The following is a 26,383-nucleotide window of genomic DNA, read 5'->3' on the forward strand; positions in this document are numbered from 1 at the left end:
AAGTTTTTATTATGTTCCCTGCATCAGCGGGGATAAACCGGACTTGTTATCATTTTTTAAGTTGTCGAACTTATGTTCCCCGCGCCAGCGGGGATAACCATTCAGGTATGTTCAGGCCGGGCAGTTTTCCGCCCGGCCTACCTTATTCACGCATTCGACCAGCTCTGGATCGAATCCGCATTCCCCAATTCCCCAATTCCCCATGCATCACTTCATACGATTTTTTCAGGATCACATCAGTATGTTTGGTTAGGTCTTTGAAAATGCCTTTATTCATCGCGTCGTAGCGTTTGGCATTGCTCTCAATCGGTATAAAGATATCTTTCACGCGAACCATTTTATCGACAGCCGTTGCGTAATCCGGGTATAGCCCCAGACCTACCCCTGTATTAATCGCTGCCCCCAGGCTTGCACAACCGTTAATGGCGTTACGGCGTGCCGGAAGGTTGAACACGTCGGCAAAAATCTGCATAAACAGATCGCTGTTCGAACCGCCGCCAGTAATGATTACATGTTTCGCAAAGTGATTCATTTCATTACACATATTGTCGTAATTGTTCTTCAGCGTCAGCGCCACGCTTTCCAATATCGAACGATATATCCATGCGTAATCCATGCTGGAATCAAAGCCGATCATAATCCCGCGTTTGTACGGTTCCCACGGATTGGTCAGCCAGTCCAGCACCGTCATCAGCCCATTACAGCCAGGTGGCACACTAGAGGCTTTCTTGTTGAGTAAATCTTCCGGTGAAAGATCCTGCGCCCTGGCATCCTGAATTAACGACTCGCCTAACATGTCGCGCAGCCAGCTCACCGTCCACATGCCTTTGCGAATACCGTAACCTTCATACAGCAATGTTTGCGGAATAGAAGACATAATCGGCCAGTACGCCACCGGATCTTTCGGCAAGGCTTTGCCGTTCATCATCAATGCGATGTAAGTGCCAAGAGAAATTACCGCAGTTTCATCATCCAGTAATCCGGCTCCCAGAGCTTCTACCGGTTTATCACTGGTGGTACAAACAACCGGCAGTCCTGCCGGGAAATGCGTCGCCAGCGCGGCTTGAGGTGTGATATGCCCAAGAACAGTGCCTGGCATTTGCACATCAAACAGCATATGACGGGGGATATTAAACTTCTCCATGACTGCGGCATCTTCGCTCCATGCCCAGGTCTTATAATCCACCGGCCACTGACCAAAATAGTTGGCGATATTATCTTTAAATTCGCCGGTTAAGCGATGCGTCAGATAACCCGAAAAAGAGGTTACATACGCCACGTCAGGATTCGTATGTTCGTAAGGGCGTGTAACGCGTGCATCCTGCCAGCTAATCAACGGCGCAGCTGGCGTGCCGTCGGCTTTCAATAACGCACGGCAGCAACGGATGGAGCCCAGGCCGATGCCAACAATATCTTCTTTATTCCCGGCAAACTGGCTCATCAAATCGTGACCTGCAAAACATAATGATGCCCATAAATCGTCGTCAGGATGTTCTGCAGTATCGGCATCAGGCGTGTGCATCGGCTGTAATAAGCCTTTACCTTCGCAAACCACATTACCTTCCAGATCGTACATCACCACTTTTGTGCTCTGACTTCCGCCATCAATCCCTATGATGTATTTTTTCGACATGATTTTTCTCCTGTAATTTTCCTGGCTTACTTGCTGCTAGCCATTGCGGGGGCGCTATCAGCAGTACGAATTTTTTGGAACAGCAAAAAGGTAAAGACAATCACCATGCCGAGCGCCGCCATGCCCATCAGCCACATATTGCGGTAGGCTTCTGCAGCGGGCAGGGTGTCTTGCCAGTGGCCGATAATCGGGTAAACGAAGACATCCGGCAGGAATCCAATCACCGAACAAATACCTACCGTGGTGCCCATAATGTAAGACGGTGTTCTCGCTTCGCCGGGGCAGGCCCAGTACAGCCCGCGTGAGGCGTAACAGGTGAATCCCAGCAGTAAAATCAGGCCAATCCCCATCGCGACCGATTGGGGGTTAGAGTTCGTGACGAGCAGGGCTGTCAACGCCAGCAAACCGATGATGGAAAGGATTTGAATCACGCGGGTAGGGGATTTCACTTTACTGTAGGTGGTGATAATGCCTCCAAGTGGGCCGCACAGCGCGCGGAAGATTTTGTTGATCACAATCCCCATGTAGCTCGCTGCCACCAGCGACATGCCGTACATTTCGGTCAGATAGTTGGTGGAGTAACTCAGAATGGCGTAGATTGTGAAGACACCAAAAATCACCATGCTGCAATACCAGGTGGTGCTGATACGCAAAACGGCAAGGATGTCGCTAAGCTGGAATGACTGTTTTTCTTCGTTATTGGCACTGCGCAGGTTGTTGTTATCGCTAACAAAAAACCAGCACAGAATCCCCAACAAGATGTAAACCACACTGTAGATGATAATGACTGTTTTCAGGCTGGCGCTGTCATCCGGTGCAAAGCGAGAAAAGACCCACATGGTAAACACCGCCAGCGACATTACACCGACGCCGCGCAGCCCTTCCATCCAGCCCATAATTTTCCCTTGCTCACTATGATCGCCCAGCAACGAGGCGGCTTTAATCGACACCGACCACAGCATTAAAATCGTCGTTATCGCAAAGGCGACCTGAATACAGAGCATTACCCACAGCGGTGGATACGTTGCCATTAACAGACCCAGTAATCCGGTAATGATCATCGCGGAAGTAATCATTTTGCGGTGTGAAAATTTATCGGCAATAACGCCGCTGGGGGCATAAAGAATAATAGCCGCAATACCAAAGGTACTCATTATTAAACCTATCTCGGTATTGCTGAATCCCATAAATTTCGCCATGGGAATTTGATAAATATAACGTAAATAAGCCAGGTCAAAACTAACGCCGCCGCTAAAACTAATTATCGCGAGGGTTATCCAACGGCGATATGAGTTGTGTTGCATATCGTATTCCCATTTGTAATAGACAAAAAAAAGAGAAAAGTAAGCCGCCCTTTCAGGTGGATTACTTTTCTCAGGTCTCTAGTAATTGCAATAAGAAATAACATGGAAAGCAGAGGTGTTGTGTGAGAGTAATCACGCTTCTGCTTTTTAAAACTATTTGACAATACGAATATCACACTGTGATTACGATCACATTAGCAGTTATGCCGTTATGCTAAAAATTATCTCCAGTTACCAGAGATAATGAGAAAGGTAACTTCCCTCTCGCGGGGGAAGTTACCTTTCTTTTTTTTGCCTTACGGAAATTGGAGCTAACTATGTCAATCGAATCTCTCAATGCGTTCTCAATGGATTTTTTCTCACTGAAAGGTAAAACCGCAATTGTTACCGGTGGGAATAGCGGTTTAGGCCAGGCATTTGCCATGGCGTTGGCCAAAGCTGGCGCAAATATCTTTATTCCTAGTTTCGTCAAAGATAACGGCGAAACAAAGGAAATGATTGAAAGATAACGGCGAAACAAAGGAAATGTTTGAAAAACAGGGTGTTGAGGTGGACTTCATGCAGGTGGATATCACCGCAGAAGGCGCGCCGCAGAAGATTATCGCTGCTTGCTGTGAGCGTTTCGGTACAGTTGATATTCTGGTAAACAATGCCGGTATTTGTAAGCTGAATAAGGTGCTGGACTTCGGTCGTGCCGACTGGGATCCGATGATTGATGTGAACCTGACCGCCGCATTCGAGTTAAGCTATGAAGCTGCAAAAATTATGATCCCGCAGAAAAGCGGCAAAATTATTAATATCTGTTCATTGTTCTCTTACTTAGGTGGACAATGGTCACCTGCATATTCTGCCACTAAACATGCTCTTGCCGGATTCACCAAAGCTTATTGTGATGAACTAGGTCAATATAATATTCAGGTAAATGGTATTGCTCCTGGCTATTATGCAACAGATATTACGCTGGCGACACGCAGTAATCCAGAAACCAATCAGCGCGTTCTTGATCATATTCCGGCAAACCGTTGGGGCGATACTCAGGATTTAATGGGCGCAGCTGTATTCCTCGCAAGTCCGGCTTCAAATTATGTCAATGGGCATTTATTAGTGGTCAATGGTGGTTATTTAGTGCGCTAATCCATAACGGTGGTTTCTGTTTTCTCTTATTAATGATTATTCCATTTTTATTATCAGGAAGGAATTACTATGTCTTTATCTCGCGCAGCGATTGTCGACCAACTAAAGGAAATTGTTGGTGCAGATCGCGTAATTACCGATGAAACAGTATTAAAGAAGAACAGTATTGACCGTTTTCGTAAATTTCCGGATATTCATGGCATTTATACTTTGCCGATTCCGGCAGCGGTCGTAAAACTCGGTTCCACAGAGCAAGTATCCCGTGTGCTGAATTTTATGAATGCGCACAAAATTAACGGTGTGCCGCGTACCGGCGCTTCCGCCACTGAAGGTGGGCTGGAAACCGTTGTGGAAAACTCGGTGGTGCTTGACGGCTCCGCCATGAATCAAATCATTAATATTGATATTGAGAATATGCAGGCGACGGCGCAATGTGGCGTTCCGCTGGAGGTGCTGGAAAATGCGTTGCGTGAAAAAGGTTACACCACGGGGCATTCTCCGCAGTCAAAGCCGCTGGCGCAGATGGGCGGCTTGGTAGCAACCCGCAGTATCGGGCAGTTCTCCACACTCTACGGCGCAATCGAAGATATGGTCGTTGGTCTGGAAGCAGTATTGGCTGATGGCACCGTCACACGCATTAAAAACGTGCCACGCCGCGCGGCTGGCCCGGACATTCGCCACATCATCATCGGTAACGAAGGTGCACTTTGCTATATCACTGAAGTAACAGTGAAAATCTTTAAATTCACCCCGGAAAACAACCTCTTCTACGGCTATATCCTGGAAGACATGAAAACCGACTTCAACATCCTGCGTGAAGTCATGGTGGAAGGGTATCGTCCGTCGATCGCTCGTTTGTATGACGCTGAAGATGGCACCCAACACTTCACCCATTTTGCAGACGGAAAATGCGTGCTGATCTTTATGGCTGAAGGTAACCCTCGCATTGCGAAGGCGACGGGCGAAGGGATTGCGGAAATCGTTGCCCGCTACCCGCAATGCCAGCGCGTGGACAGCAAGCTGATCGAAACCTGGTTTAACAACCTGAACTGGGGACCGGATAAAGTGGCTGCCGAACGTGTGCAGATCCTCAAAACCGGCAACATGGGCTTTACCACTGAAGTGTCCGGCTGCTGGAGCTGCATCCACGAAATCTACGAAAGCGTTATTAACCGTATTCGTACTGAGTTCCCGCACGCCGACGACATCACCATGCTGGGCGGTCATTCCTCTCATAGCTATCAGAACGGCACCAACATGTACTTCGTCTACGATTACAACGTCGTTGACTGTAAGCCGGAAGAGGAAATCGACAAGTACCACAATCCGCTCAACAAGATCATCTGTGAAGAAACCATTCGCCTCGGCGGTTCGATGGTGCACCACCACGGTATCGGTAAACATCGCGTTCACTGGAGCAAACTGGAACACGGCAGCGCGTGGGCGTTGCTGGAAGGGCTGAAAAAGCAGTTCGATCCTAATGGCATTAACCTTGCTGGCTGAATTTTCCCCGCGCCGCCATCGCGGTATTTTGCTGGGCGCATTCAGCGTGGTGTGGACCGTAGGCTATGTGCTGGCAAGTATTGCCGGACATCACTTTATTTCCGAAAACCCGGAGGCCTGGCGCTGGCTACTGGCATCGGCAGCTCTGCCCGCGTTGTTGATTACGTTATTACGCTGGGGAACGCCAGAATCACCACGCTGGCTACTGCGCCAGGGGCGTTTTGCAGAAGCTCACGCTATCGTGCATCGCTATTTTGGTCCCCATGTTTTACTGGGCGATGAAGTGGTAACGGCGACCCATAAACACATCAAAACCTTGTTCTCTTCGCGTTACTGGCGGCGCACGGCGTTTAACAGCGTCTTCTTTGTCTGCCTCGTAATCCCATGGTTTGTGATTTATACCTGGCTGCCAACTATCGCCCAGACTATTGGTCTGGAAGATGCGCTGACTGCCAGCCTGATGCTTAATGCGTTGTTAATTGTGGGCGCGCTGCTGGGATTAGTTCTGACGCACCTGCTGGCACATCGCAAATTTTTGCTGGGAAGTTTTTTGCTGCTGGCGGCAACGCTGGTAGTGATGGCCTGTTTGCCTTCCGGCAGTTCATTAACGCTGCTGCTTTTTGTTCTCTTCAGCACCACCATTTCGGCAGTCAGTAATCTGGTGGGCATTTTGCCTGCGGAAAGTTTTCCTACTGACATTCGCTCGCTGGGCGTCGGTTTTGCCACCGCCATGAGTCGACTTGGCGCGGCGGTAAGTACTGGCCTGCTGCCGTGGGTGCTGGCGCAGTGGGGAATGCAAGTCACCTTATTGCTCCTGGCGACAGTGTTGTTGGTTGATTTTGTTGTGACCTGGCTATGGGCACCAGAAACTAAAGCCCTCCCGCTGGTGGCGGCGGGAAATGTAGGAGGTGCGAATGAACATTCTGTTAGCGTTTAAAGCCGAACCGGATGCCGGAATGCTGGCGGAAAAAGAGTGGCAGGCGGCGGCTCAGGGTAAAAGCGGACCGGATATTTCGCTACTGCGAAGTTTACTCGGTGCTGATGAACAGGCCGCTGCCGCGCTGCTGTTGGCGCAGAGAAAAAACGGTACGCCGATGTCTTTAACCGCGTTGAGCATGGGGGATGAACGGGCATTGCACTGGCTGCGCTATCTCATGGCTCTTGGGTTTGAGGAAGCTGTATTGCTGGAGACGGCGGCAGATCTGCGCTTTGCGCCGGAATTTGTCGCTCGCCATATTGCCGAATGGCAGCATCAGAATCCGCTGGATCTGATAATTACCGGCTGCCAAAGCAGCGAAGGGCAGAATGGGCAAACGCCATTTTTGCTGGCGGAAATGCTGGGCTGGCCCTGCTTCACCCAGGTGGAGCGTTTCACTCTCGACGCGCTGTTTATCACCCTCGAACAGCGTACTGAACATGGGTTGCGTTGTTGCCGGGTTCGCTTGCCTGCGGTGATTGCCGTGCGTCAGTGCGGTGAAGTGGCCTTGCCAGTACCGGGAATGCGCCAGCGAATGGCTGCGGGGAAAGCAGAAATTATCCGTAAAACTGTTGCTGCCGAAATGCCAGCGATGCAGTGTCTGCAACTGGCAAGAGCAGAGCAACGACGCGGAGCGACGCTGATTGATGGGCAAACGGTAGCAGAAAAAGCTCAAAAGCTATGGCAGGACTATTTACGCCAAAGGATGCAGCCATGAATATCGCAATTGTGACAATAAATCAGGAGAATGCCGCAATAGCAAGCTGGCTGGCGGCGCAGGATTTCAGCGGTTGTACCCTGGCGCACTGGCAGATTGAACCTCAGCCTGTAGTGGCGGAACAGGTGCTGGATGCGTTGGTGGAACAGTGGCAGCGAACGCCTGCGGACGTTGTTCTCTTTCCGCCGGGAACGTTTGGCGATGAACTGTCGACCCGGCTGGCCTGGCGTTTACATGGTGCAAGCATCTGCCAGGTGACTTCGTTAGATATTCCAACCGTAAGCGTGCGCAAATCCCACTGGGGAAATGCGCTAACGGCGACGCTGCAAACAGAAAAACGCCCGCTATGCCTTTCCCTGGCGCGTCAGGCGGGAGCAGCGAAAAACGCCACGTTGCCCTCTGGAATGCAACAACTGAACATTGTCCCGGGTGCGCTTCCGGACTGGCTGGTTAGCACAGAGGATCTGAAAAATGTTACTCGCGACCCATTAGCTGAGGCCAGACGGGTGCTGGTGGTGGGGCAGGGCGGAGAGGCAGATAACCAGGAAATCGCTATGCTGGCAGAAAAGCTGGGAGCCGAAGTGGGCTACAGTCGGGCGCGAGTGATGAACGGTGGCGTTGATGCTGAAAAAGTGATTGGTATTTCCGGACATCTGCTGGCACCTGAGGTGTGTATTGTTGTTGGCGCTTCTGGCGCAGCAGCGTTAATGGCGGGCGTACGCAATAGCAAGTTTGTGGTGGCGATTAATCATGACGCCAGCGCTGCGGTATTTTCACAGGCAGATGTTGGCGTGGTTGATGACTGGAAAGTGGTGCTGGAGGCACTGGTGACAAACATTCACGCAGATTGCCAATAACGTGTTGCCGGATGATCCTGCCTACGGTTCTGGCCTGGGGACTTGTAGGCCTGATAAGACGCGTCAAGCGTCGCATCAGGCGCTGAATGTCGGATGTGGCGTGCGGCCTACAAATCAAACCAAATTCAATTGGTTACGATTATCCCGTCAAAGTAATTTTTTCGCTAACGTCCAGACCCCGGTATTCGTGGTGGAAAGCGCCACGACACCCGCGTTAATCGCATTACGCGCATCTTCTTCATCGCACACCAGCCCACCGGCAATCAGCGGTTGGCGGATTTTCTCTGTCACCCAGCCCAGCACTTTGGGCATACAGCCTGGCAGGATCTCAATACAATCCGGATTCGATTGCGCAACTTGCTTATCAATGTTGTGAAACGAAATTGAATCAACAATAAACAGGCGATGAATACAGAAAAAACCTTCCGCTCTTGCCGCTTTCAACATTGAGGCTTTGGTACTGATAATGCCGTCCGCCTCGGTCACCAGTTTCAAAAACTGAATAACGACTTCTTTATTTGACGCGCCTTCCAGCAAATCAACATGAATAAAAGCATATTTCCCGGCGTTCTTAATCTTTTTAACGATATTACTGATGGTGCAGATATTGCCGTACAACACGGAAATAAACTGGCATTCAGAATCGATAGCCAGTTGCAGGCTGGCATTATCTTTAACGGCAGCAATCACCGGATTCTGGCGGAGTAGGTGTAAGAGGGGCATAAATTATCCTTATTATTTATCCAAAGCGGTAGGTGATGCCGAATCCGGAAGGCGGATAGCGCCACTGTTGTAGTGTGGATTCGTCGCACAGCAAACGGCAGGTGCCACACTCCAGGCAGCCGTGATAATCAACGCGTAAGTCACCTTCCGGTGTGAGCGAAAAAAGACCTGCCGGACAGGCGTTAATCAACCGTTGTACCATCTGACGCTCAACGGAGTCAGCCGGAACAATGTGCGGCGCATCAGCAACGCGCCAGAGATTATGGGCTACAGACATCGCAGACTCCTGATAACATCGCCCGCCAGATGCCACAGGCCATGACGACGTAAATGACGCCAGAATAACTGGCGCAGCGGTGGAACAGGTTTATCACCCTGATCCCATAAATCGCGGGAAATATCCTGCATTAACGCAGGCCACGCCCGATACCAGCCAGGGCGTTGCAAAAGCGCCGGAACATGCTGATAACGTTGTAGAACATCCCATAGCAGGCTGCGCTCTACGTTGTGATGATAAAGCGCAAACAGATTTTGCGGCTCGCGGTGCTGGCAGGCGCTTATTAGCGTTTGTGCCGCCGCCTGTGCGCCAGTCAGCGCCATATCCATGCCGCGCACGGAAATTCCGGTATTGACGCAACTGCGCAACGCATCGCCCACCAGCAGCCAGCCGTTACCGGCGTATTGCACCGGCATACTGTGCAAGCCACCTTCTGGCTCCAGATGCGCACCATACTCCAGTGATTCCGTGTTTTTGATAAGCGGGCGCACTGCCGGATGCGCTTTAAAGCGAGTCAGCAGCTCGCTTGCCGGAACACGACTTTGCGTAAGGGAAGAGAGCGGGCAAACAATCCCTAACGAGAGCGTTTGTTGATTAGTATAAAGAAATGCGCCGCCGGGTAAGTCATCACAGATTCCGCCGCTGAACAGCAACGCTGCGCCTTCGTTATTCTCCAGATGAAAACGTTCTTCAATAGCGGATGTTTCCAGCGACAGCACTTCTTTGATCCCCAACGCCATCGCTTCGCCAGCAGGACGAGTCACTAACCCGTGACGTTCAGCCAGGACGCTGTTGGCACCTTCTGCCAGCACCACATAACGGGCGCGGAGAATATCGTCACCACAAATAACGCCACAGACTCTGCCGTTTTCTTCATACAGTGCATCCACCGTCGCTCCGGGGATGCATTCGACACCTTCTTTTTCGGCTTCGGCAACCAGCCACGGATCGAACCGTGCACGTAATACACTCCAGGATTCACCGCCGGGCTGTAAGCTGGAAAACGTCGTTACGCCATCGGGCGTTAACAGGGAAAGGCTTTCGTGAGTGATGCGTCGTTCAAGAGGCGCGGTCAGATGAAATTGCGGGAGGAGTTCCGCGAGTGCATGGGTATATAACCGCCCGCCGGAAAGATTTTTGCTGCCGGGGATTTCAGCGCGTTCCAGTAACAAAACGGATAAACCCGCTCGCGCGCAGCGTAACGCGCAAGCGGTGCCTGCAATACCGGCACCAATAATAATAATGTCGCAGTCGTCTTCCATGTCATGCCCCAGATATCCAGAACACAACACCCTAACATAGCGTTACTTAAGGGAAATTGACCGCCGACACACTCTTATCATTCGCCGCGATAGATACACCCTGCGGTGCAGGTTTCTTTTACCATCACCGCACTTAACAGCGGCACAACGGGTTTAACCTGATCCCAAATCCATTTTGCTAAAACTTCGCTGGTTGGGTTTTCCAGACCTGGAATATCATTGAGATAATGGTGATCGAGGCGCTCATAAGTTGGCTTAAACGCCGCTTTCAGTTCAGCGAAATCGATAATCCAGCCCGTATGCGGATCGACTTCCCCGGTAATTTCCAGTCGCACCATAAAGGAATGCCCGTGCAGGCGACCACATTTATGCCCTTCCGGGACGTGTGGTAAGCGGTGAGCGGCTTCGAAGGTGAAATCTTTAAATAACGTGGTGGACATCATAATTTCTCTACAGGACGATAAAACCGCCGTAGAGTACCGGAAAGGCTGTTTTTTCGCATTATCTAAAACGACTTTGTTGCGCAAAATCGCTGATTTATCTTAATGATTGGCTAAATTCATTTGTTTTTCATTGGGTTGGTTAATCTATTTTGTTGTTAAAGACTATTGCTAAAACAGGTTAGTCGATTTGGTTATTAGTTATCGCTATCCCGTCTTTAATCCACACCGTTCACCCCGTTAACCTTATCTTCTCTTCTGTTTTATGGGCGCTGACAGGGCGCAGAAACAGCTTTGCTTACTGGAACATAACGACGCATGACGACACAGGTCCCACCTTCCGCGTTGCTTCCGTTGAACCCGGAGCAACTGGCACGCCTTCAGGCGGCCACGACCGATTTAACGCCTACCCAGCTTGCCTGGGTTTCTGGCTATTTCTGGGGCGTACTCAATCAGCAGCCTGCTGCGCTTGCAGCGACGCCAGCGCCAGCCGCAGAAATGCCGGGTATAACTATTATCTCCGCCTCGCAAACCGGCAATGCGCGCCGGGTTGCTGAAGCATTACGCGATGATTTATTAGCAGCAAAACTGAACGTTAAGCTGGTGAACGCGGGCGACTATAAATTCAAACAAATCGCCAGCGAAAAACTGCTCATCGTAGTGACGTCAACGCAAGGGGAAGGGGAACCGCCGGAAGAAGCCGTCGCGCTGCATAAGTTCCTGTTCTCCAAAAAAGCGCCAAAGCTGGAAAACACCGCGTTTGCCGTGTTTAGCCTCGGCGATAGCTCTTATGAATTTTTCTGCCAGTCCGGGAAAGATTTCGACAGCAAGCTGGCGGAACTGGGTGGTGAACGCCTGCTCGACCGTGTCGATGCCGATGTTGAATACCAGGCTGCTGCCAGCGAGTGGCGCGCCCGCGTGGTTGATGCGCTTAAATCGCGTGCGCCTGTCGCGGCACCTTCGCAATCCGTCGCTACTGGCGCGGTAAATGAAATCCACACCAGCCCGTACAGCAAAGACGCGCCGCTGGTGGCGAGCCTTTCGGTTAACCAGAAAATTACCGGGCGTAACTCTGAAAAAGACGTTCGTCATATCGAAATTGACTTAGGCGATTCAGGCCTGCGTTACCAGCCGGGTGACGCGCTGGGTGTCTGGTATCAGAACGACCCGGCACTGGTGAAAGAACTTGTCGAACTGCTGTGGCTGAAAGGCGATGAACCTGTCACCGTCGAGGGCAAAACGTTGCCTCTGAACGAAGCGCTACAGTGGCACTTCGAACTGACCGTCAACACCGCCAACATTGTTGAGAACTATGCCACGCTTACCCGCAGCGAAACGCTGCTGCCGCTGGTGGGCGATAAAGCGAAGTTACAGCATTACGCCGCGACCACGCCGATTGTCGACATGGTGCGTTTCTCTCCGGCGCAACTGGATGCCGAAGCGCTGATTAACCTGCTGCGCCCGCTGACCCCGCGCCTGTATTCCATCGCCTCCTCGCAGGCGGAAGTCGAGAACGAAGTACACGTCACCGTTGGTGTGGTGCGTTACGACGTGGAAGGCCGCGCCCGTGCCGGTGGTGCCTCCAGCTTCCTCGCGGATCGCGTGGAAGAAGAGGGCGAAGTCCGCGTATTTATCGAACATAACGACAATTTCCGCCTGCCCGCTAACCCGCAAACGCCAGTGATTATGATTGGCCCCGGTACCGGCATCGCGCCGTTCCGTGCCTTTATGCAGCAACGCGCCGCCGACGAAGCGCCGGGTAAAAACTGGCTGTTCTTTGGCAACCCGCACTTTACGGAAGATTTCCTCTACCAGGTGGAGTGGCAGCGCTACGTCAAAGAGGGCGTGCTGACGCGTATCGATCTTGCCTGGTCGCGCGACCAAAAAGAAAAAGTTTATGTACAAGACAAACTGCGCGAACAGGGCGCGGAGCTGTGGCGCTGGATCAATGACGGTGCCCACATTTATGTCTGCGGCGACGCTAATCGCATGGCGAAAGACGTTGAGCAGGCACTTCTGGAAGTGATTGCCGAATTTGGTGGCATGGACACCGAAGCGGCGGATGAATTTTTAAGTGAGCTGCGCGTAGAGCGCCGTTATCAGCGAGATGTCTACTAATGAGCGAAAAACATCCAGGGCCTTTAGTGGTCGAAGGAAAACTGACAGACGCCGAGCGCATGAAGCTTGAAAGCAACTACCTGCGCGGCACCATTGCGGAAGATTTAAACGACGGTCTGACCGGCGGCTTTAAGGGCGACAACTTCCTGCTGATCCGCTTCCACGGCATGTATCAGCAGGATGACCGCGACATCCGTGCCGAACGTGCTGAACAGAAGCTGGAGCCGCGCCACGCGATGCTGCTTCGCTGTCGTCTGCCGGGTGGGGTGATTACCACTAAACAGTGGCAGGCGATCGACAAATTTGCCGGTGAAAACACCATCTATGGCAGCATTCGCCTGACCAACCGCCAGACGTTTCAGTTCCACGGCATTCTGAAAAAGAACGTCAAACCGGTGCACCAGATGCTGCACTCGGTCGGTCTTGATGCGCTGGCGACAGCTAACGACATGAACCGTAACGTACTCTGCACCTCGAACCCTTACGAGTCGCAGCTGCACGCGGAAGCGTACGAGTGGGCGAAGAAGATTTCTGAGCATCTGTTGCCTCGTACCCGCGCGTATGCGGAGATCTGGCTCGACCAGGAAAAAGTCGCCACTACTGATGAAGAACCGATCCTTGGTCAGACCTACCTGCCGCGTAAGTTCAAAACCACGGTAGTGATCCCGCCGCAGAACGATATCGATCTGCATGCCAACGACATGAACTTCGTGGCAATCGCCGAAAACGGCAAGCTGGTAGGCTTCAACCTGCTGGTGGGCGGTGGGCTTTCTATCGAACACGGCAACAAGAAAACCTACGCCCGCACGGCGAGCGAGTTTGGCTATCTGCCGCTGGAGCATACGCTGGCGGTGGCCGAAGCCGTCGTGACAACTCAGCGTGACTGGGGTAACCGAACCGATCGTAAAAATGCCAAAACCAAATACACGCTGGAGCGCGTGGGGGTTGAGACGTTTAAAGCGGAAGTGGAGCGTCGCGCGGGGATCAAATTTGAACCGATCCGTCCATATGAGTTCACCGGACGAGGCGATCGTATTGGCTGGGTTAAGGGCATTGATGATAACTGGCACCTGACGCTGTTTATCGAAAATGGTCGCATCCTTGATTATCCGGGGCGTCCGCTGAAAACCGGCCTGCTGGAGATCGCGAAGATCCACAAAGGCGATTTCCGCATTACGGCGAACCAGAATCTGATCATCACCGGTGTACCGGAAAGCGAGAAAGCGAAGATCGAGAAGATCGCCAAAGAGAGCGGGTTAATGAATGCCGTCACGCCGCAGCGTGAAAACTCGATGGCCTGCGTGTCATTCCCGACTTGCCCGCTGGCGATGGCGGAAGCAGAGCGTTTCCTGCCGTCTTTTATCGACAACATCGATAATTTAATGGCGAAACATGGTGTCAGCGATGAGCATATCGTGATGCGTGTAACAGGCTGCCCGAACGGTTGTGGTCGCGCGATGCTGGCGGAAGTGGGCCTGGTGGGTAAAGCGCCGGGTCGCTACAACCTGCATCTTGGCGGCAACCGCATTGGGACACGTATCCCACGGATGTATAAAGAAAACATCACCGAGCCGGAAATCCTGGCGTCGCTTGATGAACTGATAGGGCGCTGGGCGAAAGAGCGCGAAGCGGGTGAAGGCTTCGGCGACTTTACGGTGCGTGCGGGCATCATTCGCCCGGTGCTCGATCCGGCGCGCGATTTGTGGGATTAACCATCAGCCCGGTCTTGTAGGCCTGATAAGAACGCGTGAGCGTCGCATCAGGCAAGGCAAACAGTGAGGAATCTATGTCCAAACTCGATCTAAACGCCCTGAACGAACTGCCGAAGGTAGATCGTATTCTGGCGCTGGCGGAAACTAACGCCGAACTGGAAAAACTGGACGCTGAAGGCCGCGTAGCCTGGGCGCTGGATAATCTGCCCGGTGAATATGTACTTTCTTCCAGCTTTGGCATTCAGGCGGCGGTGAGCCTGCATCTGGTGAATCAAATTCGCCCGGATATTCCGGTGATCCTCACCGATACGGGTTACTTGTTCCCGGAAACCTACCGCTTTATTGACGAGTTAACGGACAAACTCAAGCTCAACCTGAAAGTGTACCGTGCTACCGAAAGCGCAGCCTGGCAGGAAGCACGCTACGGAAAACTGTGGGAGCAGGGCGTTGAAGGCATTGAAAAGTACAATGACATCAACAAAGTCGAACCGATGAACCGGGCTCTGAAAGAACTTAACGCGCAAACCTGGTTTGCTGGCCTGCGCCGTGAACAATCCGGCAGTCGCGCCAATTTACCGGTGCTGGCAATTCAGCGTGGCGTATTTAAAGTGCTGCCGATTATCGACTGGGATAACCGAACTATTTATCAGTACCTGCAAAAACATGGCCTGAAATATCACCCATTATGGGATGAAGGATATTTATCGGTCGGTGATACCCATACAACCCGTAAATGGGAACCTGGCATGTCGGAAGAAGAAACACGTTTCTTTGGCTTAAAAAGGGAATGTGGATTGCACGAAGGGTAAATATTGCCGGATAAATTAAACGCCTCTGTCAGAAATGATGGGGGCGTTTTTATTTTGCGAGCAGTATTCCTGATTTTAAACGTGAACGCCGCTGGAAGAATTATCAGGTATAGAATGGCGTCGGGTGCTTGAGGCTGTCTGGCGTTAAGCATTCGCGAGGTTCCAGATGGACAAAAGCCCCAGGCGATATTTCTATCAACCTGAGGCCAGCGTTCGAACCCAAACAATTCGAATGTTAGTCTCTTCTTTGCAGGGAGGCAAGACATGCTGACAAAATATGCCCTTGTGGCAATCATAGTGCTGTGTTTTACAGTACTGGGATTCACGCTGATGGTAGGCGACTCGTTGTGTGAGTTGAGTATCAGAGAACGTGGTATGGAGTTTAAGGCAGTTCTCGCTTACGAATCGAAGAAGTAGCCACCACGCGGGGGTAAAACCCCGCGTACTGAATTGTGATGGTTTGGTCTCCTGCACCCTTTTTTAATTTATATTATTTATGTGAATATTATGCCTATGTTTATTATTCATATATATTACGGATGAAAATTATTTGATTATTCATAATGTAAATATTTTATTGAATGATATATATCACAGATAATTTTTAATATATGCGTAAATATCCTTTAAGTTTACTGAAGGATAAAAATATTGTGACTTTTTTTGATTTCTGGGGAAAAACCCGACGCGGCGAGAAAGACGGGGGCGACGACTATCACCTTCTTTGCTGGCATTCGCTGGATGTAGCCGCGATGGGCTATTTAATGGTTAAAAGAAATTGCTTCGGGCTGGCTGATTATTTTCGTCAATTAGGGATTTCTGACAAGGAACAGGCGGCTCAATTTTTCGCCTGGTTGCTGTGCTGGCACGATATTGGAAAATTTGCCCGCTCTTTTCAACAACTTTACCTGCCCCCTGAACTCAAGATTCAGGAAGGTGCCAGAAAAAATTACGAAAAAATCTCTCATTCAACGCTGGGCTACTGGTTGTGGAATCATTATTTAAGTGAATGTCAGGAGTTACTTCCTTCATCTTCGCTCTCTCCGCGCAAACTTAGGCGAGTGATAGAAATGTGGATGCCCGTGACGACAGGGCATCATGGTCGGCCCCCTGATCGTATGGATGAATTGGATAATTTTCTGCCTGAAGACAAAGCTGCAGCACGAGATTTTCTCCTTGAAATCAAACCACTGTTTCCGCTCATAGAGATCCCCGCATTCTGGGATGATGATGAGGGCATTGAACTTATAAAACACCTTTCCTGGTATATCTCTGCAACCGTCGTGCTCGCAGACTGGACGGGTTCGTCAACGCGATTTTTTCCACGCGTCGCACACCCAATGGATATTAAAGGTTACTGGCAGAAAACTTTAGTTCAGGCTCAAAACGCCTTAACCGTCTTTCCTCTAAAAGCAAAAGTCGCGCCTTTCAACGGAATTAATACGCTGTTTCCTTTTATTGAGAATCCGACACCGTTACAGCAAAAGGTGCTGGATCTGGATATCAGCCAGCAAGGACCGCAGTTATTTATTCTGGAAGATGTGACTGGCGCAGGTAAAACAGAAGCGGCGCTTATCCTGGCGCACAGGTTGATAGCTGCGGGGAAGGCTCAGGGGCTGTTTTTTGGTCTGCCAACAATGGCAACGGCCAATGCCATGTACGATCGGCTGGTCAAAACCTGGCTTGCTTTCTATTCGCCAGAATCCCGCCCCAGCCTGGTGCTGGCACATAGTGCCCGCACATTAATGGACCGCTTTAATGAATCACTCTGGTCTGGTGATTTAGTCGGGTCAGAAGAACCGGATGAACAAACGTTCAGTCAGGGATGTGCGGCCTGGTTTGCCGACAGTAACAAGAAGGCGTTGCTGGCTGAAATTGGCGTCGGCACGCTGGATCAGGCGATGATGGCGGTGATGCCGTTCAAACATAATAATCTGCGGCTTCTGGGGCTGAGTAACAAAATCCTGCTGGCTGATGAGATCCACGCCTGTGACGCTTACATGTCGTGCATTCTTGAAGGGTTGATCGAGCGGCAGGCGCGTGGCGGAAACAGCGTTATTTTGCTTTCTGCCACGTTATCTCAACAGCAGCGCGACAAACTCGTCGCTGCCTTTGCGCGGGGTACAGAGGGCCTGCAAGAAGCTCCGTTCCTGGAAAAGGATGATTACCCCTGGCTGACGCATGTCACGAAATCCGATGTGAACTCACACCGGGTAGCGACGCGCAAAGACGTTGAGCGTAGCGTCAGCGTGGGTTGGCTTCATAGTGAACAAGAGTGTATTGCGCGTATCGAATCGGCGGTAAGTCAGGGGAAATGCATCGCCTGGATCCGGAATTCTGTCGATGACGCTATTAAGGTTCATCGTCAGCTGCTTGCCCGCGGCGTCATTCCTGCTTCCAGCCTTTCACTTTTTCATAGCCGCTTTGCTTTTAGCGATCGCCAGCGAATTGAAACGGAGACACTGGCACGCTTTGGTAAAGAAGATAGCTCACAGCGTGCCGGAAAAGTCCTTATTTGTACTCAGGTATTAGAGCAGAGTGTCGATTGTGACCTGGACGAAATGATCTCCGACCTGGCCCCTGTTGATTTGCTGATTCAGCGAGCAGGACGATTACAGCGGCATATCCGCGATATTAATGGTCAGTTAAAGCGTGACGGAAAGGACGAGCGTTCCCCCCCTGAATTGCTGATTCTGGCTCCCGTCTGGGACGACTCTCCTGGCGACGAATGGTTTGGCAGTGCCATGCGTAACAGTGCATTTGTCTATCCCGATCATGGGCGAATCTGGCTGACGCAGCGTGTGCTGCGTGAGCAAGGTGCTATTCAGATGCCACACGCAGCCCGGCTTCTTATTGAATCCGTCTACGGTGAGGACGTGGTAATGCCGGAAGGATTTGCCCGCAGCGAGCAGGAGCAAGTGGGCAAATATTACTGTGATCGCGCAATGGCTAAAAAGTTTGTGCTGAACTTCAGGCCCGGCTATGCCGCCAATATCAACGATTACCTCCCAGAAAAACTGTCGACACGTCTGGCTGAGGAGTCTGTTTCCCTGTGGCTGGCTACCTGTATTGACGGTGTGGTGAAGCCTTATGCCACCGGTGCTCACGCATGGGAAATGAGCGTTGTCAGAGTGCGCCGAAGCTGGTGGAAAAAACATCGGGATGAGTTTTCTTTACTGGAGGGAGAGGCGTTCAGGCTGTGGTGCATTGAACAGCGACAAGATCCGGAGATGGCAAACGTTATTTTAGTCAACGATGACGAAAGTTGCGGGTATTCGGCTACGGAAGGATTGATTGGCAAGGTTGGTTGAGATGTCTGCGACAGGACTCTCTGAATAGTTGATACACCGAAAAGGATGGAAAGATGGACAACCGACCTGGGATGGTCTTTTTTACGAGAGGATGCGTATGAACTCGTTTTCACTTCTGACAACCCCGTGGTTGCCCGTTCGTTTTAAAGACGGAACGACAGGCAAACTGGCGCCAGTCGATCTGGCGGATGAAAATGTTGTCGATATTTCTGCGCCGCGGGCAGATCTCCAGGGTGCGGTATGGCAGTTTTTGCTGGGGCTACTACAAACCAGCTTCGCGCCAAAAGATCATCGTCGTTGGGATGATATCTGGGAAGACGGACTGGAAGCTGAAAAGCTACGGGAAGCATTGCTGTCATTAGAACATGCTTTCCAGTTTGGGCCAGATTCCCCTTCATTTATACAGGATTTCGAGGCGCTCACCGGAGATAAAGTTCCGGTCGCTTCGCTACTGCCTGAGATTCCCGGCGCTCAAACAACGAAGTTTAATAAAGACCACTTTATCAAGCGTGGTGTAACGGAATACCTGTGCCCACATTGCTCTGCGTTAGCTCTGTTCTCCCTACAGTTGAATGCGCCGTCAGGTGGCAAAGGCTACCGCACCGGTTTACGCGGCGGTGGGCCGATGACCACTCTGATTGAATTACAGGAATATCAGGGTAATCAACAAACTCCCTTGTGGCGCAAACTGTGGATCAATGTCATGCCGCAGGATGAAGCCGATTTACCGCTACCCAAAAAATTTGACGATCTGGTTTTCCCCTGGCTTGGCCCGACGCGCATCAGCGAACTGGCCGGTGCGGTGGTAACCGATGAGCAGGTCAATAAACTCCAGGCGTACTGGGGAATGCCTCGCCGTATTCGTATTGATTTTAATACCACCACAGTCGGCAACTGCGATATTTGCGGTGAGCAGAGCGACGCGCTTCTGAGCCTGATGACGACCAAAAATTACGGCGCTAACTATGCCATGTGGCAGCATCCCTTAACGCCTTACCGTGTACTACTTAAAGAGGGCGGCGAGTTTTACTCGGTCAAACCACAACCGGGCGGTTTAATCTGGCGCGACTGGTTAGGCCTTATCGAAACGGGTAAGTCAGAAAACAATACGGAACTTCCCGCGCTGGTGGTGAAACTCTTTAATGCCAGCAGTCTCAAGCAGGCAAAAGTGGGCCTGTGGGGATTTGGCTATGATTTCGACAACATGAAAGCGCGCTGTTGGTACGAACATCATTTCCCGCTGCTGCTCAATAAAAAAGAAGGCCAGATACCGAAACTGCGGCTGGCTGCGCAAACGGCTTCACGGATTCTAAGTCTGTTACGGAGTGCATTGAAAGAAGCATGGTTCTCCGATCCAAAAGGTGCAAGGGGTGATTTTAGTTTTGTGGATATCGACTTCTGGAACAAAACTCAGCATCGCTTCCTGAGGTTAGTGCGCCAAATTGAAGAAGGTCAGGATGCGGATGAATTACTCAGCAAATGGAATAAGGAAATTTGGTTATTCGCGCGTCAGGATTTTGACGAGCGTGTATTCACCAATCCTTATGAGCCCGTTGATTTGGAACGCATCATGACCGCGCGCAAGAAATATTTTACAACATCGGCGGAGAAGCAAAGTGCTAAAGCCGCCAGGGAGAAAAAGCAGGAGGCTGCTGAATGAGTATTGTAAAAGAGGAGCACAAAGCCACGCTGCGCAAATGGCACGAGGAATTGCAGGAGAAACGCGGCGAACGTGCCAGTCTGCGGCGTAGTACGACGGTTAATGATGTTTGTCTGACGGATGGATTTCGCCTGTTTCTGAAGAACAGACAAATAAAGTGGCAGGATGAACCTGAGTGGCGTATCACCGCACTGGCGCTGATAGCCGCAGTTAGCGCCAATGTTAAAGCCATTGATGAACGGCAGCCTTTTGCCGCGCAACTGGCGGCGGTAATGTCAAAGGGGCGTTTTACTCGCCTGTCAGCAGTAAAAACACCGGATGAATTACTGCGCCAGTTACGCCGCGCCGTCAGATTATTAAACGGTTCCGTCAATCTTGACTCCCTGGCAGATGGCATTTTCCGCTGGTGCCAGGAGAGCGACGACCTGCTCAATCATCACCGCCGCCAGCAGCGGCCAACCGAATTTATCCGTATCCGCTGGGCGCTGGAATATTACCAGGCTGGCGACGCCGATAACGAACAAAATCAATAAAGGACTATCTCATGACAACATTTATTCAGCTTCATGTGTTAACCGCTTACCCTGCTGCCAACCTTAACCGTGATGACACCGGTGCGCCAAAAACTGTGGTGCTGGGTGGAGCAACGCGTCTGCGCGTTTCCTCGCAAAGTCTGAAACGTGCGTGGCGCACTTCTGCACTTTTTGAACAGGCACTGGCGGGCCATATTGGTATTCGCAGTGGGCGTATTGCGCGTGAGGCGGCAACTATCCTGATTGAGAAAGGGATTGAAGATAAAAAAGCCATCGAATGGGCGGCAAAAATTGCTGATTATCTTGGGAAAGCTAAAAATGACAAAAAACCAAAAGATCCGCTCACTAACGCCGAAACTGAACAATTAGTTCATATCAGCCCGGCAGAATTTGACGCCGTAAAAGCGCTTGCTCATCAACTGGCAGAAGAAAAGCGCGCGCCAAAAGAGGAAGATCTCGCGTTGTTACGTAAAGACCGTATAGCGGTAGATATCGCTATGTTTGGTCGTATGCTGGCGAATAAACCTGAGTTTAATGTTGAAGCCGCCTGCCAGGTCGCGCATGCGTTTGGTGTCAGTGAAACGATTGTCGAAGATGATTTTTTCACCGCCGTTGATGATTTGCGCCAGGCCTCTGAAGATGCCGGTGCCGGGCATCTCGGAGAAACCGGATTCGGTTCAGCACTTTTCTACACCTATATCTGCATTGATAAAGATCTGCTGGTAGAAAACCTCGGCGGTGACGAAGCGTTAGCTAATCAGACCATACGCGCTTTTACGGAAGCCGCGCTTAAAGTTTCCCCAACCGGTAAACAAAATAGCTTTGCCAGCCGTGCCTATGCTTCCTGGGCGCTGGCAGAAAAAGGCACCGATCAACCACGCTCTCTGGCGGCGGCTTTCTATGAACCCATTAATGGCACACGTCAGTTAGATGTGGCGGTGCAGCGTATTACAACGCTTCGCGAAAACATGAATACGGTCTACGAACAGAAGACCGAATGCGCAAGTTTTGACGTGATGAACAAACAGGGAAGCATGAAGGACGTGCTGGACTTTATCTGCGCGTAAGGGGCGGCTTATGAGCCAATATCTGATTTTTCAGCTTCATGGGCCGATGGCGTCCTGGGGTGTCGATGCTCCAGGTGAAGTTCGTCATACCCATGAACTTCCTTCGCGCTCAGCATTGCTGGGGCTACTGGCTGCCGGGGTAGGGATTCGGCGTGATGATACCGAACGCTTAAACGCGTTTAATCGCCACTATTCACTGGTGGTTTGCGCCAGCCGTAACCCGCGCTGGGCACGGGATTATCACACGGTCCAGATGCCAAAAGAGGTGCGTAAAGCACGTTATTTCAGCCGTCGTGAAGAGTTGAGCGACCCTGAGCTTTTGAGCGCGATTATCTCCCGGCGCGACTACTACACCGATGCCTGGTGGATGGTGGCGGTGGCAACAACAGCCGATGCGCCTTACAGCCTCGAACAGTTGCAGGACGGTTTACGCCATCCAGTTTTTCCGCTTTATCTGGGGCGAAAAAGTCATCCGCTGGCATTACCTCTTGCGCCGTTACTGCTCGAAGGCAACGCGTGTGATGCCTTATGTAATGCATACCAACAGTATCAGGATCATTTCCATAAACTGAAAGTCTCACTCCCGAAACTTCAGGATGAATGCTGGTGGGAAGGGAAACACGACGGCCTGGTCGCGAGCAAAATATTACGCCGCCGGGATGTTCCTTTAAATCGTCAGCAGTGGCTGTTTGGGGAACGCACCGTCAATCAGGGGCCGTGGCTCAGCAAGGAGGAACCATGTACCTCTCAAGAATAACCTTACATACCGGCCAGCTTTCGCCTGCGCAGTTGCTGCATCTGGTGGATCGCGGTGAATATGTGATGCATCAGTGGCTGTGGGATCTTTTCCCTGGCGGCAAAGAAAGGCAATTTCTTTATCGTCGGGAAGAACTCCAGGGGGGTGCCCCTATTAAGTTGTCAAGCATGTTATGACCCCTGCGGGGTATAAAAAGTCCCGTCGCGCATCATGGCGAACAGAACGTCGCAGCGTCGTCTCGCCAGGGCGATAAGCGCCTGATTGTGTCGTTTTCCCTGACTCATTTTGCGGGTGTAGTAAGCCCTGGAGAGCGGATCCCTGAGCGCGGCGAAGGCCGACAGGAACAACGCCCGTTTGAGAGCTTTATTACCCCGTCGCGAGGGATGCTCACCGCGTATTGACGAGCCGGATCGCCGAGTTACCGGCGCAAGGCCAGCATAAGCAGCGAGATGTGCGGCAGAGGCGAAGGCGCGGCAGGCGACCTCGGTGAGGAGTCTGGCTGCGGTCCTGACACCGACTCCGGGCATACTGGTCAGGACCGGGTAAAGAGGGTGAGCAAGAACTCGCTGTTCTACCTCAAGCGCCACCTCGTCTTTTTGCTTACGCAGCGTGATGAGCTGGAGTGCCAGACGTGGCAGTACTACGGCAGCGGCATTCGTGCCGGGAACGACGACGGTTTGTTCGGCCAGTGCCTGAGCTATGTCTGCTGCAAGGCGTTTACCCAGACGAGGCGCAAGTTTGCAGAGCTGGGCTGCCAGCTTCTTCTCACCCAGCGAAGCGAGTTTTTCTGGTGAGGGATATCGCTGGAGAAGATCGAGTACCGCCGGGTGCTCAAGTCTCGGACCGAGAACGCGCTCCAGTGCCGGATGTATCTGGGTCAGAAGGCCGCGGATACGGTTGCTGGCCTGCGTTGTCTGTGCGGCAAGATCATCATCGAAGCCGCAGAGCATGGAGAGTTCGGCGATTTGCTCGTCAGCCAGTTTCAGCGTGCGTAGCGCGTGAGGCAGGGTACGGGCAGCTTCGGCAATGATGGCAGCGTCACGAGCATCAGTTTTAGCTTCACCGGCGTGTAAGTCGGCTATGCGGCGCATGGCCAGTCCAGGGAGGTATCCGACAAGGACTCCTTCTGAGCGGGCAACGGCGACAGGTAACGCACCGATGGTAGCTGGCTGATCAACAACCAGCAGTATCTGACCATGTTGTTTTAGGTCAGATATTAGCGACCTGAGTTTGTTTTCGTCGTTGGGTAATGCTTTATCGAACAGGCGTTTACCTGAACGATTAATGGCAACAGCGTGATGCGTATCTTTACCGACATCAACGCCGATAAAGACCTGGACGGATTCGTAATCGCTGGATTCGGTCATTCTGTCTCCCTTGTATATGGGTTAACCAGATAACCACGGGGAGCAGGTACCGGCATCCACGTTACAGACGGTCCCGGCAAAAGTGCCTGACCTGACCCCTATTAGCGGTTACCAGCGCCCCACCAGACCCGGTGACATCACCCCCCGGATCATGGACGACTGGGGGCAGTAATCATGCCGGGTCTGGCTGGCTAACACCCCATTATAAGGGGTACGAATAAAGTAACGGGGGCGCTTTTTTGTCCTGTCGCAGGAACGCCCGGCGGAAAGTGATATTTTCACCATCGAATGCCGACCATTTGCGCCAGAGTTGCGTACCGGACAATCCCTTTGTTTCAACCTGCGGGCGAATCCAACAATTTGTAAAGCGGGCAAACGCCACGACTTGCTGATGGAGGCGAAACGGCAGGTGAGGGGGCAGGTGGAAGGAAGTGATGTCTGGTTGCATCAACAACAGGCTGCGCTGGACTGGCTGGCAGCGCAGGGGGAGAGAAGCGGTTTTACACTGCTGGATACTTCGGTTGATGCCTACCGACAACAGCAACTGCGGCGGGAAAACTCCCGGCAACTGATCCAGTTCAGTAGCGTGGATTATACGGGGATGCTTACGGTCACCGCTCCTGGGTTATTTCTGCAACGTCTCAGTCAGGGGTATGGCAAAAGCCGGGCGTTCGGTTGTGGTCTGATGCTGATCAAACCCGGAGCAGAGGCGTGACGTTTGTACCGCTGAGCCCGATCCCATTAAAAGATCGCACTTCCATGATCTTCCTCCAGTACGGTCAAATCGACGTACTGGACGGCGCTTTCGTGCTGATCGACAAAACCGGGATCCGCACGCATATTCCAGTGGGATCGGTCGCCTGCATTATGCTCGAACCGGGAACAAGAGTTTCCCACGCGGCAGTCCATCTGGCCGCCACGGTGGGAACACTGCTGGTCTGGGTCGGTGAAGCGGGCGTTCGCGTTTACTCCTCCGGACAACCCGGAGGGGCGCGGGCAGATAAATTACTCTACTAGGCAAAGCTGGCTTTAACGGAAGATCTACGGTTGAAGGTGGTGCGCAAAATGTATGAATTACGTTTTCGTGAACCACCGCCAGCTCGCCGTTCAGTGGAGCAGTTACGTGGAATTGAGGGATCTCGCGTTCGCCAGACGTATGCATTACTGGCGAAACAATATGGTGTGAAATGGAATGGTCGCAAATACGATCCTAAAGACTGGGAAAAAGGCGATGTTGTGAATCGCTGCATCAGTGCTGCTACATCATGTCTGTACGGTATATCTGAAGCGGCAGTATTAGCCGCGGGATATGCGCCCGCTATTGGGTTTATCCATAGTGGCAAACCGCTTTCATTTGTTTATGACATAGCCGATATCATTAAATTTGATTCGGTTGTGCCAAAGGCATTTGAAATAGCAGCGAGGCAACCCGCAGAACCTGATAAAGAAGTCAGATTAGCCTGTCGCGATATTTTCCGTAGCACTAAGTTAACGGGCAAATTAATACCGTTAATTGAGGAAGTCCTTGCTGCAGGTGAAATTGAACCACCACAACCCGCGCCGGATATGTTACCGCCTGCCATCCCTGAACCTGAAACGCTGGGTGATAGTGGTCACCGGGGGCGCGGCGGATGAGCATGGTCGTGGTTGTTACAGAAAATGTCCCTCCGCGCTTACGTGGACGGCTCGCAATCTGGCTACTGGAAGTGCGTGCCGGTGTGTATGTTGGTGATACATCAAAACGTATTCGGGAGATGATCTGGCAGCAAATTACCCAACTGGCTGGTTGCGGAAATGTGGTGATGGCCTGGGCGACCAATATCGAGTCGGGTTTTGAATTTCAGACCTGGGGAGAAAACAGACGTATTCCGGTGGATTTGGATGGGTTACGTTTGGTTTCTTTTCTTCCTGTTGATAATCAATAAGTTATCCGTTCTTTAAAAATAAGGAAATGTTTTAATTTAGTTGGTAGATTGTTGATGCGGAATAAATTTGTTTAAAAACAGTTATGTATGCTTAGTGTGTTCCCCGCGCCAGCGGGGATAAACCGCCGTTCTCCGGCACTGGCAGCCACACGCACCCGTGTTCCCCGCGCCAGCGGGGATAAACCGGCCAGAGCAGATAAATACTGCGGCGCGTCAGGGTGTTCCCCGCGCCAGCGGGGATAAACCGTTCAGGGTGTGATTCCGCATACCAAGCAGTAAGAGTTCCCCGCGCCAGCG

At 51.7% G+C, this 26,383-nt stretch carries 19 protein-coding genes and 6 pseudogenes; 18 read left to right on the top strand and 7 right to left on the bottom strand.

Annotated elements, in window-relative coordinates:
- Positions 1-146: 146 nt before the first annotated feature.
- Positions 147-1,633: pseudogene (locus C1P89_RS24870) on the bottom strand (FGGY-family carbohydrate kinase).
- A gap of 26 nt (positions 1,634-1,659) precedes the next feature.
- The gene (locus C1P89_RS24875; RefSeq protein WP_001164565.1) at positions 1,660-2,937 is read right to left on the bottom strand and encodes an MFS transporter; all 1,278 of its coding nucleotides are present in this window, start codon (positions 2,935-2,937) and stop codon (positions 1,660-1,662) included.
- A gap of 317 nt (positions 2,938-3,254) precedes the next feature.
- Between C1P89_RS24875 and C1P89_RS24880 the strand changes: the two are divergent.
- From C1P89_RS24880 to C1P89_RS24900, 5 genes and pseudogenes are all read left to right on the top strand, one after another.
- Positions 3,255-4,071, top strand: a pseudogene (locus C1P89_RS24880) (SDR family oxidoreductase).
- Positions 4,072-4,140: 69 nt separating this feature from the next.
- The gene (locus C1P89_RS24885; protein WP_000059289.1) at positions 4,141-5,574 is read left to right on the top strand and encodes an FAD-binding oxidoreductase; all 1,434 of its coding nucleotides are present in this window, start codon (positions 4,141-4,143) and stop codon (positions 5,572-5,574) included.
- Positions 5,561-6,511 (top strand): annotated as a pseudogene (locus C1P89_RS24890) (MFS transporter); the annotation flags it as partial. The gene C1P89_RS24885 and the pseudogene C1P89_RS24890, both read left to right, overlap by 14 nt.
- Positions 6,489-7,268: an adenine nucleotide alpha hydrolase family protein gene (locus tag C1P89_RS24895; protein WP_001299652.1), complete on the top strand. Its 780-nt coding sequence runs from the start codon at positions 6,489-6,491 to the stop codon at positions 7,266-7,268. The pseudogene C1P89_RS24890 and the gene C1P89_RS24895, both read left to right, overlap by 23 nt.
- The gene (locus C1P89_RS24900) at positions 7,265-8,125 is read left to right on the top strand and encodes an electron transfer flavoprotein subunit alpha/FixB family protein (RefSeq protein ID WP_001299097.1); all 861 of its coding nucleotides are present in this window, start codon (positions 7,265-7,267) and stop codon (positions 8,123-8,125) included. Before C1P89_RS24895 ends, C1P89_RS24900 begins: the two co-directional genes overlap by 4 nt.
- Positions 8,126-8,272: 147 nt before the next feature.
- On the opposite strand, the gene C1P89_RS24905 is transcribed toward C1P89_RS24900, so the two are convergent.
- From C1P89_RS24905 to queD, 4 genes are all read right to left on the bottom strand, one after another.
- On the bottom strand, positions 8,273-8,848 hold the full coding sequence (locus C1P89_RS24905; protein ID WP_001130266.1) for a glycerol-3-phosphate responsive antiterminator: 576 nt from the start codon (positions 8,846-8,848) through the stop codon (positions 8,273-8,275).
- Between the two features lie 16 nt (positions 8,849-8,864).
- Positions 8,865-9,125: a ferredoxin family protein gene (locus C1P89_RS24910; protein ID WP_000109367.1), complete on the bottom strand. Its 261-nt coding sequence runs from the start codon at positions 9,123-9,125 to the stop codon at positions 8,865-8,867.
- Positions 9,116-10,387, bottom strand: a complete 1,272-nt coding sequence (locus C1P89_RS24915; protein ID WP_005137813.1) for an FAD-dependent oxidoreductase — start codon at positions 10,385-10,387, stop codon at positions 9,116-9,118. Before C1P89_RS24915 ends, C1P89_RS24910 begins: the two co-directional genes overlap by 10 nt.
- 77 nt (positions 10,388-10,464) lie before the next feature.
- Positions 10,465-10,827 carry a 6-carboxytetrahydropterin synthase QueD gene (gene queD, locus C1P89_RS24920; RefSeq protein WP_000108294.1) on the bottom strand — a complete coding sequence of 121 codons (363 nt, stop codon included), beginning with the start codon at positions 10,825-10,827 and terminating at the stop codon, positions 10,465-10,467.
- A gap of 318 nt (positions 10,828-11,145) precedes the next feature.
- Here queD and cysJ point away from each other — a divergent pair, with 318 nt between their 5' ends.
- From cysJ to cas6e (C1P89_RS24975), 10 genes and pseudogenes are all read left to right on the top strand, one after another.
- Positions 11,146-12,945, top strand: coding sequence for an NADPH-dependent assimilatory sulfite reductase flavoprotein subunit (gene cysJ, locus C1P89_RS24925; RefSeq protein WP_000211909.1), 1,800 nt, complete (start codon positions 11,146-11,148; stop codon positions 12,943-12,945).
- Entirely contained in the window at positions 12,945-14,657 is a 1,713-nt protein-coding gene (gene cysI / locus C1P89_RS24930; protein ID WP_001290716.1) for an assimilatory sulfite reductase (NADPH) hemoprotein subunit, read from the top strand. Before cysJ ends, cysI begins: the two co-directional genes overlap by 1 nt.
- Before the next feature lie 74 nt (positions 14,658-14,731).
- A complete protein-coding gene (gene cysH / locus C1P89_RS24935; protein ID WP_000039851.1) occupies positions 14,732-15,466 on the top strand; it encodes a phosphoadenosine phosphosulfate reductase in 735 nt (244 codons plus the stop codon).
- Between the two features lie 264 nt (positions 15,467-15,730).
- The gene (locus tag C1P89_RS24945) at positions 15,731-15,883 is read left to right on the top strand and encodes a Hok/Gef family protein (protein WP_000956460.1); all 153 of its coding nucleotides are present in this window, start codon (positions 15,731-15,733) and stop codon (positions 15,881-15,883) included.
- A gap of 194 nt (positions 15,884-16,077) precedes the next feature.
- Entirely contained in the window at positions 16,078-18,777 is a 2,700-nt protein-coding gene (locus tag C1P89_RS24950; RefSeq protein WP_001233953.1) for a CRISPR-associated helicase/endonuclease Cas3, read from the top strand.
- 97 nt (positions 18,778-18,874) lie between these two features.
- A complete protein-coding gene (casA, locus tag C1P89_RS24955) occupies positions 18,875-20,437 on the top strand; it encodes a type I-E CRISPR-associated protein Cse1/CasA (protein WP_001084110.1) in 1,563 nt (520 codons plus the stop codon).
- Positions 20,434-20,970 carry a type I-E CRISPR-associated protein Cse2/CasB gene (gene casB / locus C1P89_RS24960; protein ID WP_000029327.1) on the top strand — a complete coding sequence of 179 codons (537 nt, stop codon included), beginning with the start codon at positions 20,434-20,436 and terminating at the stop codon, positions 20,968-20,970. Before casA ends, casB begins: the two co-directional genes overlap by 4 nt.
- 11 nt (positions 20,971-20,981) lie before the next feature.
- Positions 20,982-22,037, top strand: a complete 1,056-nt coding sequence (cas7e, locus tag C1P89_RS24965) for a type I-E CRISPR-associated protein Cas7/Cse4/CasC (RefSeq protein WP_000206463.1) — start codon at positions 20,982-20,984, stop codon at positions 22,035-22,037.
- Between the two features lie 10 nt (positions 22,038-22,047).
- Positions 22,048-22,794, top strand: a complete 747-nt coding sequence (gene cas5e / locus C1P89_RS24970; RefSeq protein ID WP_000085068.1) for a type I-E CRISPR-associated protein Cas5/CasD — start codon at positions 22,048-22,050, stop codon at positions 22,792-22,794.
- Positions 22,719-22,937 (top strand): annotated as a pseudogene (gene cas6e / locus C1P89_RS24975) (type I-E CRISPR-associated protein Cas6/Cse3/CasE); the annotation flags it as partial. The gene cas5e and the pseudogene cas6e (C1P89_RS24975), both read left to right, overlap by 76 nt.
- Positions 22,938-22,964: 27 nt before the next feature.
- Here the strand turns inward: cas6e (C1P89_RS24975) and C1P89_RS24980 are convergent.
- Positions 22,965-24,161, bottom strand: coding sequence for an IS110-like element ISEc20 family transposase (locus tag C1P89_RS24980; protein ID WP_005143385.1), 1,197 nt, complete (start codon positions 24,159-24,161; stop codon positions 22,965-22,967).
- A gap of 232 nt (positions 24,162-24,393) precedes the next feature.
- On the opposite strand from C1P89_RS24980, the pseudogene cas6e (C1P89_RS24985) reads away from it, so the two are divergent.
- From cas6e (C1P89_RS24985) to cas2e, 3 genes and pseudogenes are all read left to right on the top strand, one after another.
- Positions 24,394-24,876, top strand: a pseudogene (gene cas6e / locus C1P89_RS24985) (type I-E CRISPR-associated protein Cas6/Cse3/CasE); the annotation flags it as partial.
- Positions 24,873-25,796, top strand: a pseudogene (gene cas1e, locus C1P89_RS24990) (type I-E CRISPR-associated endonuclease Cas1e). The pseudogenes cas6e (C1P89_RS24985) and cas1e, both read left to right, overlap by 4 nt.
- On the top strand, positions 25,793-26,086 hold the full coding sequence (gene cas2e, locus C1P89_RS24995; protein WP_000063173.1) for a type I-E CRISPR-associated endoribonuclease Cas2e: 294 nt from the start codon (positions 25,793-25,795) through the stop codon (positions 26,084-26,086). Before cas1e ends, cas2e begins: the two are co-directional and overlap by 4 nt.
- Positions 26,087-26,383 lie beyond the last annotated feature (297 nt).

This window comes from Shigella sonnei (assembly GCF_002950395.1).
In the GTDB taxonomy this organism is placed as follows: Bacteria; Pseudomonadota; Gammaproteobacteria; order Enterobacterales; family Enterobacteriaceae; genus ECMA0423.

Bases quoted from the DNA above. Each gene is read 5' to 3' on its own strand.
- C1P89_RS24875 (WP_001164565.1), bottom strand. From the start codon at position 2,937: ATGCAACACAACTCATATCGCCGTTGGATAACCCTCGCGATAATTAGT.
- C1P89_RS24885 (WP_000059289.1), top strand. From the start codon at position 4,141: ATGTCTTTATCTCGCGCAGCGATTGTCGACCAACTAAAGGAAATTGTT.
- C1P89_RS24895 (WP_001299652.1), top strand. From the start codon at position 6,489: ATGAACATTCTGTTAGCGTTTAAAGCCGAACCGGATGCCGGAATGCTG.
- C1P89_RS24900 (WP_001299097.1), top strand. From the start codon at position 7,265: ATGAATATCGCAATTGTGACAATAAATCAGGAGAATGCCGCAATAGCA.
- C1P89_RS24905 (WP_001130266.1), bottom strand. From the start codon at position 8,848: ATGCCCCTCTTACACCTACTCCGCCAGAATCCGGTGATTGCTGCCGTT.
- C1P89_RS24910 (WP_000109367.1), bottom strand. From the start codon at position 9,125: ATGTCTGTAGCCCATAATCTCTGGCGCGTTGCTGATGCGCCGCACATT.
- C1P89_RS24915 (WP_005137813.1), bottom strand. From the start codon at position 10,387: ATGGAAGACGACTGCGACATTATTATTATTGGTGCCGGTATTGCAGGC.
- queD (WP_000108294.1), bottom strand. From the start codon at position 10,827: ATGTCCACCACGTTATTTAAAGATTTCACCTTCGAAGCCGCTCACCGC.
- cysJ (WP_000211909.1), top strand. From the start codon at position 11,146: ATGACGACACAGGTCCCACCTTCCGCGTTGCTTCCGTTGAACCCGGAG.
- cysI (WP_001290716.1), top strand. From the start codon at position 12,945: ATGAGCGAAAAACATCCAGGGCCTTTAGTGGTCGAAGGAAAACTGACA.
- cysH (WP_000039851.1), top strand. From the start codon at position 14,732: ATGTCCAAACTCGATCTAAACGCCCTGAACGAACTGCCGAAGGTAGAT.
- C1P89_RS24945 (WP_000956460.1), top strand. From the start codon at position 15,731: ATGCTGACAAAATATGCCCTTGTGGCAATCATAGTGCTGTGTTTTACA.
- C1P89_RS24950 (WP_001233953.1), top strand. From the start codon at position 16,078: ATGCGTAAATATCCTTTAAGTTTACTGAAGGATAAAAATATTGTGACT.
- casA (WP_001084110.1), top strand. From the start codon at position 18,875: ATGAACTCGTTTTCACTTCTGACAACCCCGTGGTTGCCCGTTCGTTTT.
- casB (WP_000029327.1), top strand. From the start codon at position 20,434: ATGAGTATTGTAAAAGAGGAGCACAAAGCCACGCTGCGCAAATGGCAC.
- cas7e (WP_000206463.1), top strand. From the start codon at position 20,982: ATGACAACATTTATTCAGCTTCATGTGTTAACCGCTTACCCTGCTGCC.
- cas5e (WP_000085068.1), top strand. From the start codon at position 22,048: ATGAGCCAATATCTGATTTTTCAGCTTCATGGGCCGATGGCGTCCTGG.
- C1P89_RS24980 (WP_005143385.1), bottom strand. From the start codon at position 24,161: ATGACCGAATCCAGCGATTACGAATCCGTCCAGGTCTTTATCGGCGTT.
- cas2e (WP_000063173.1), top strand. From the start codon at position 25,793: ATGAGCATGGTCGTGGTTGTTACAGAAAATGTCCCTCCGCGCTTACGT.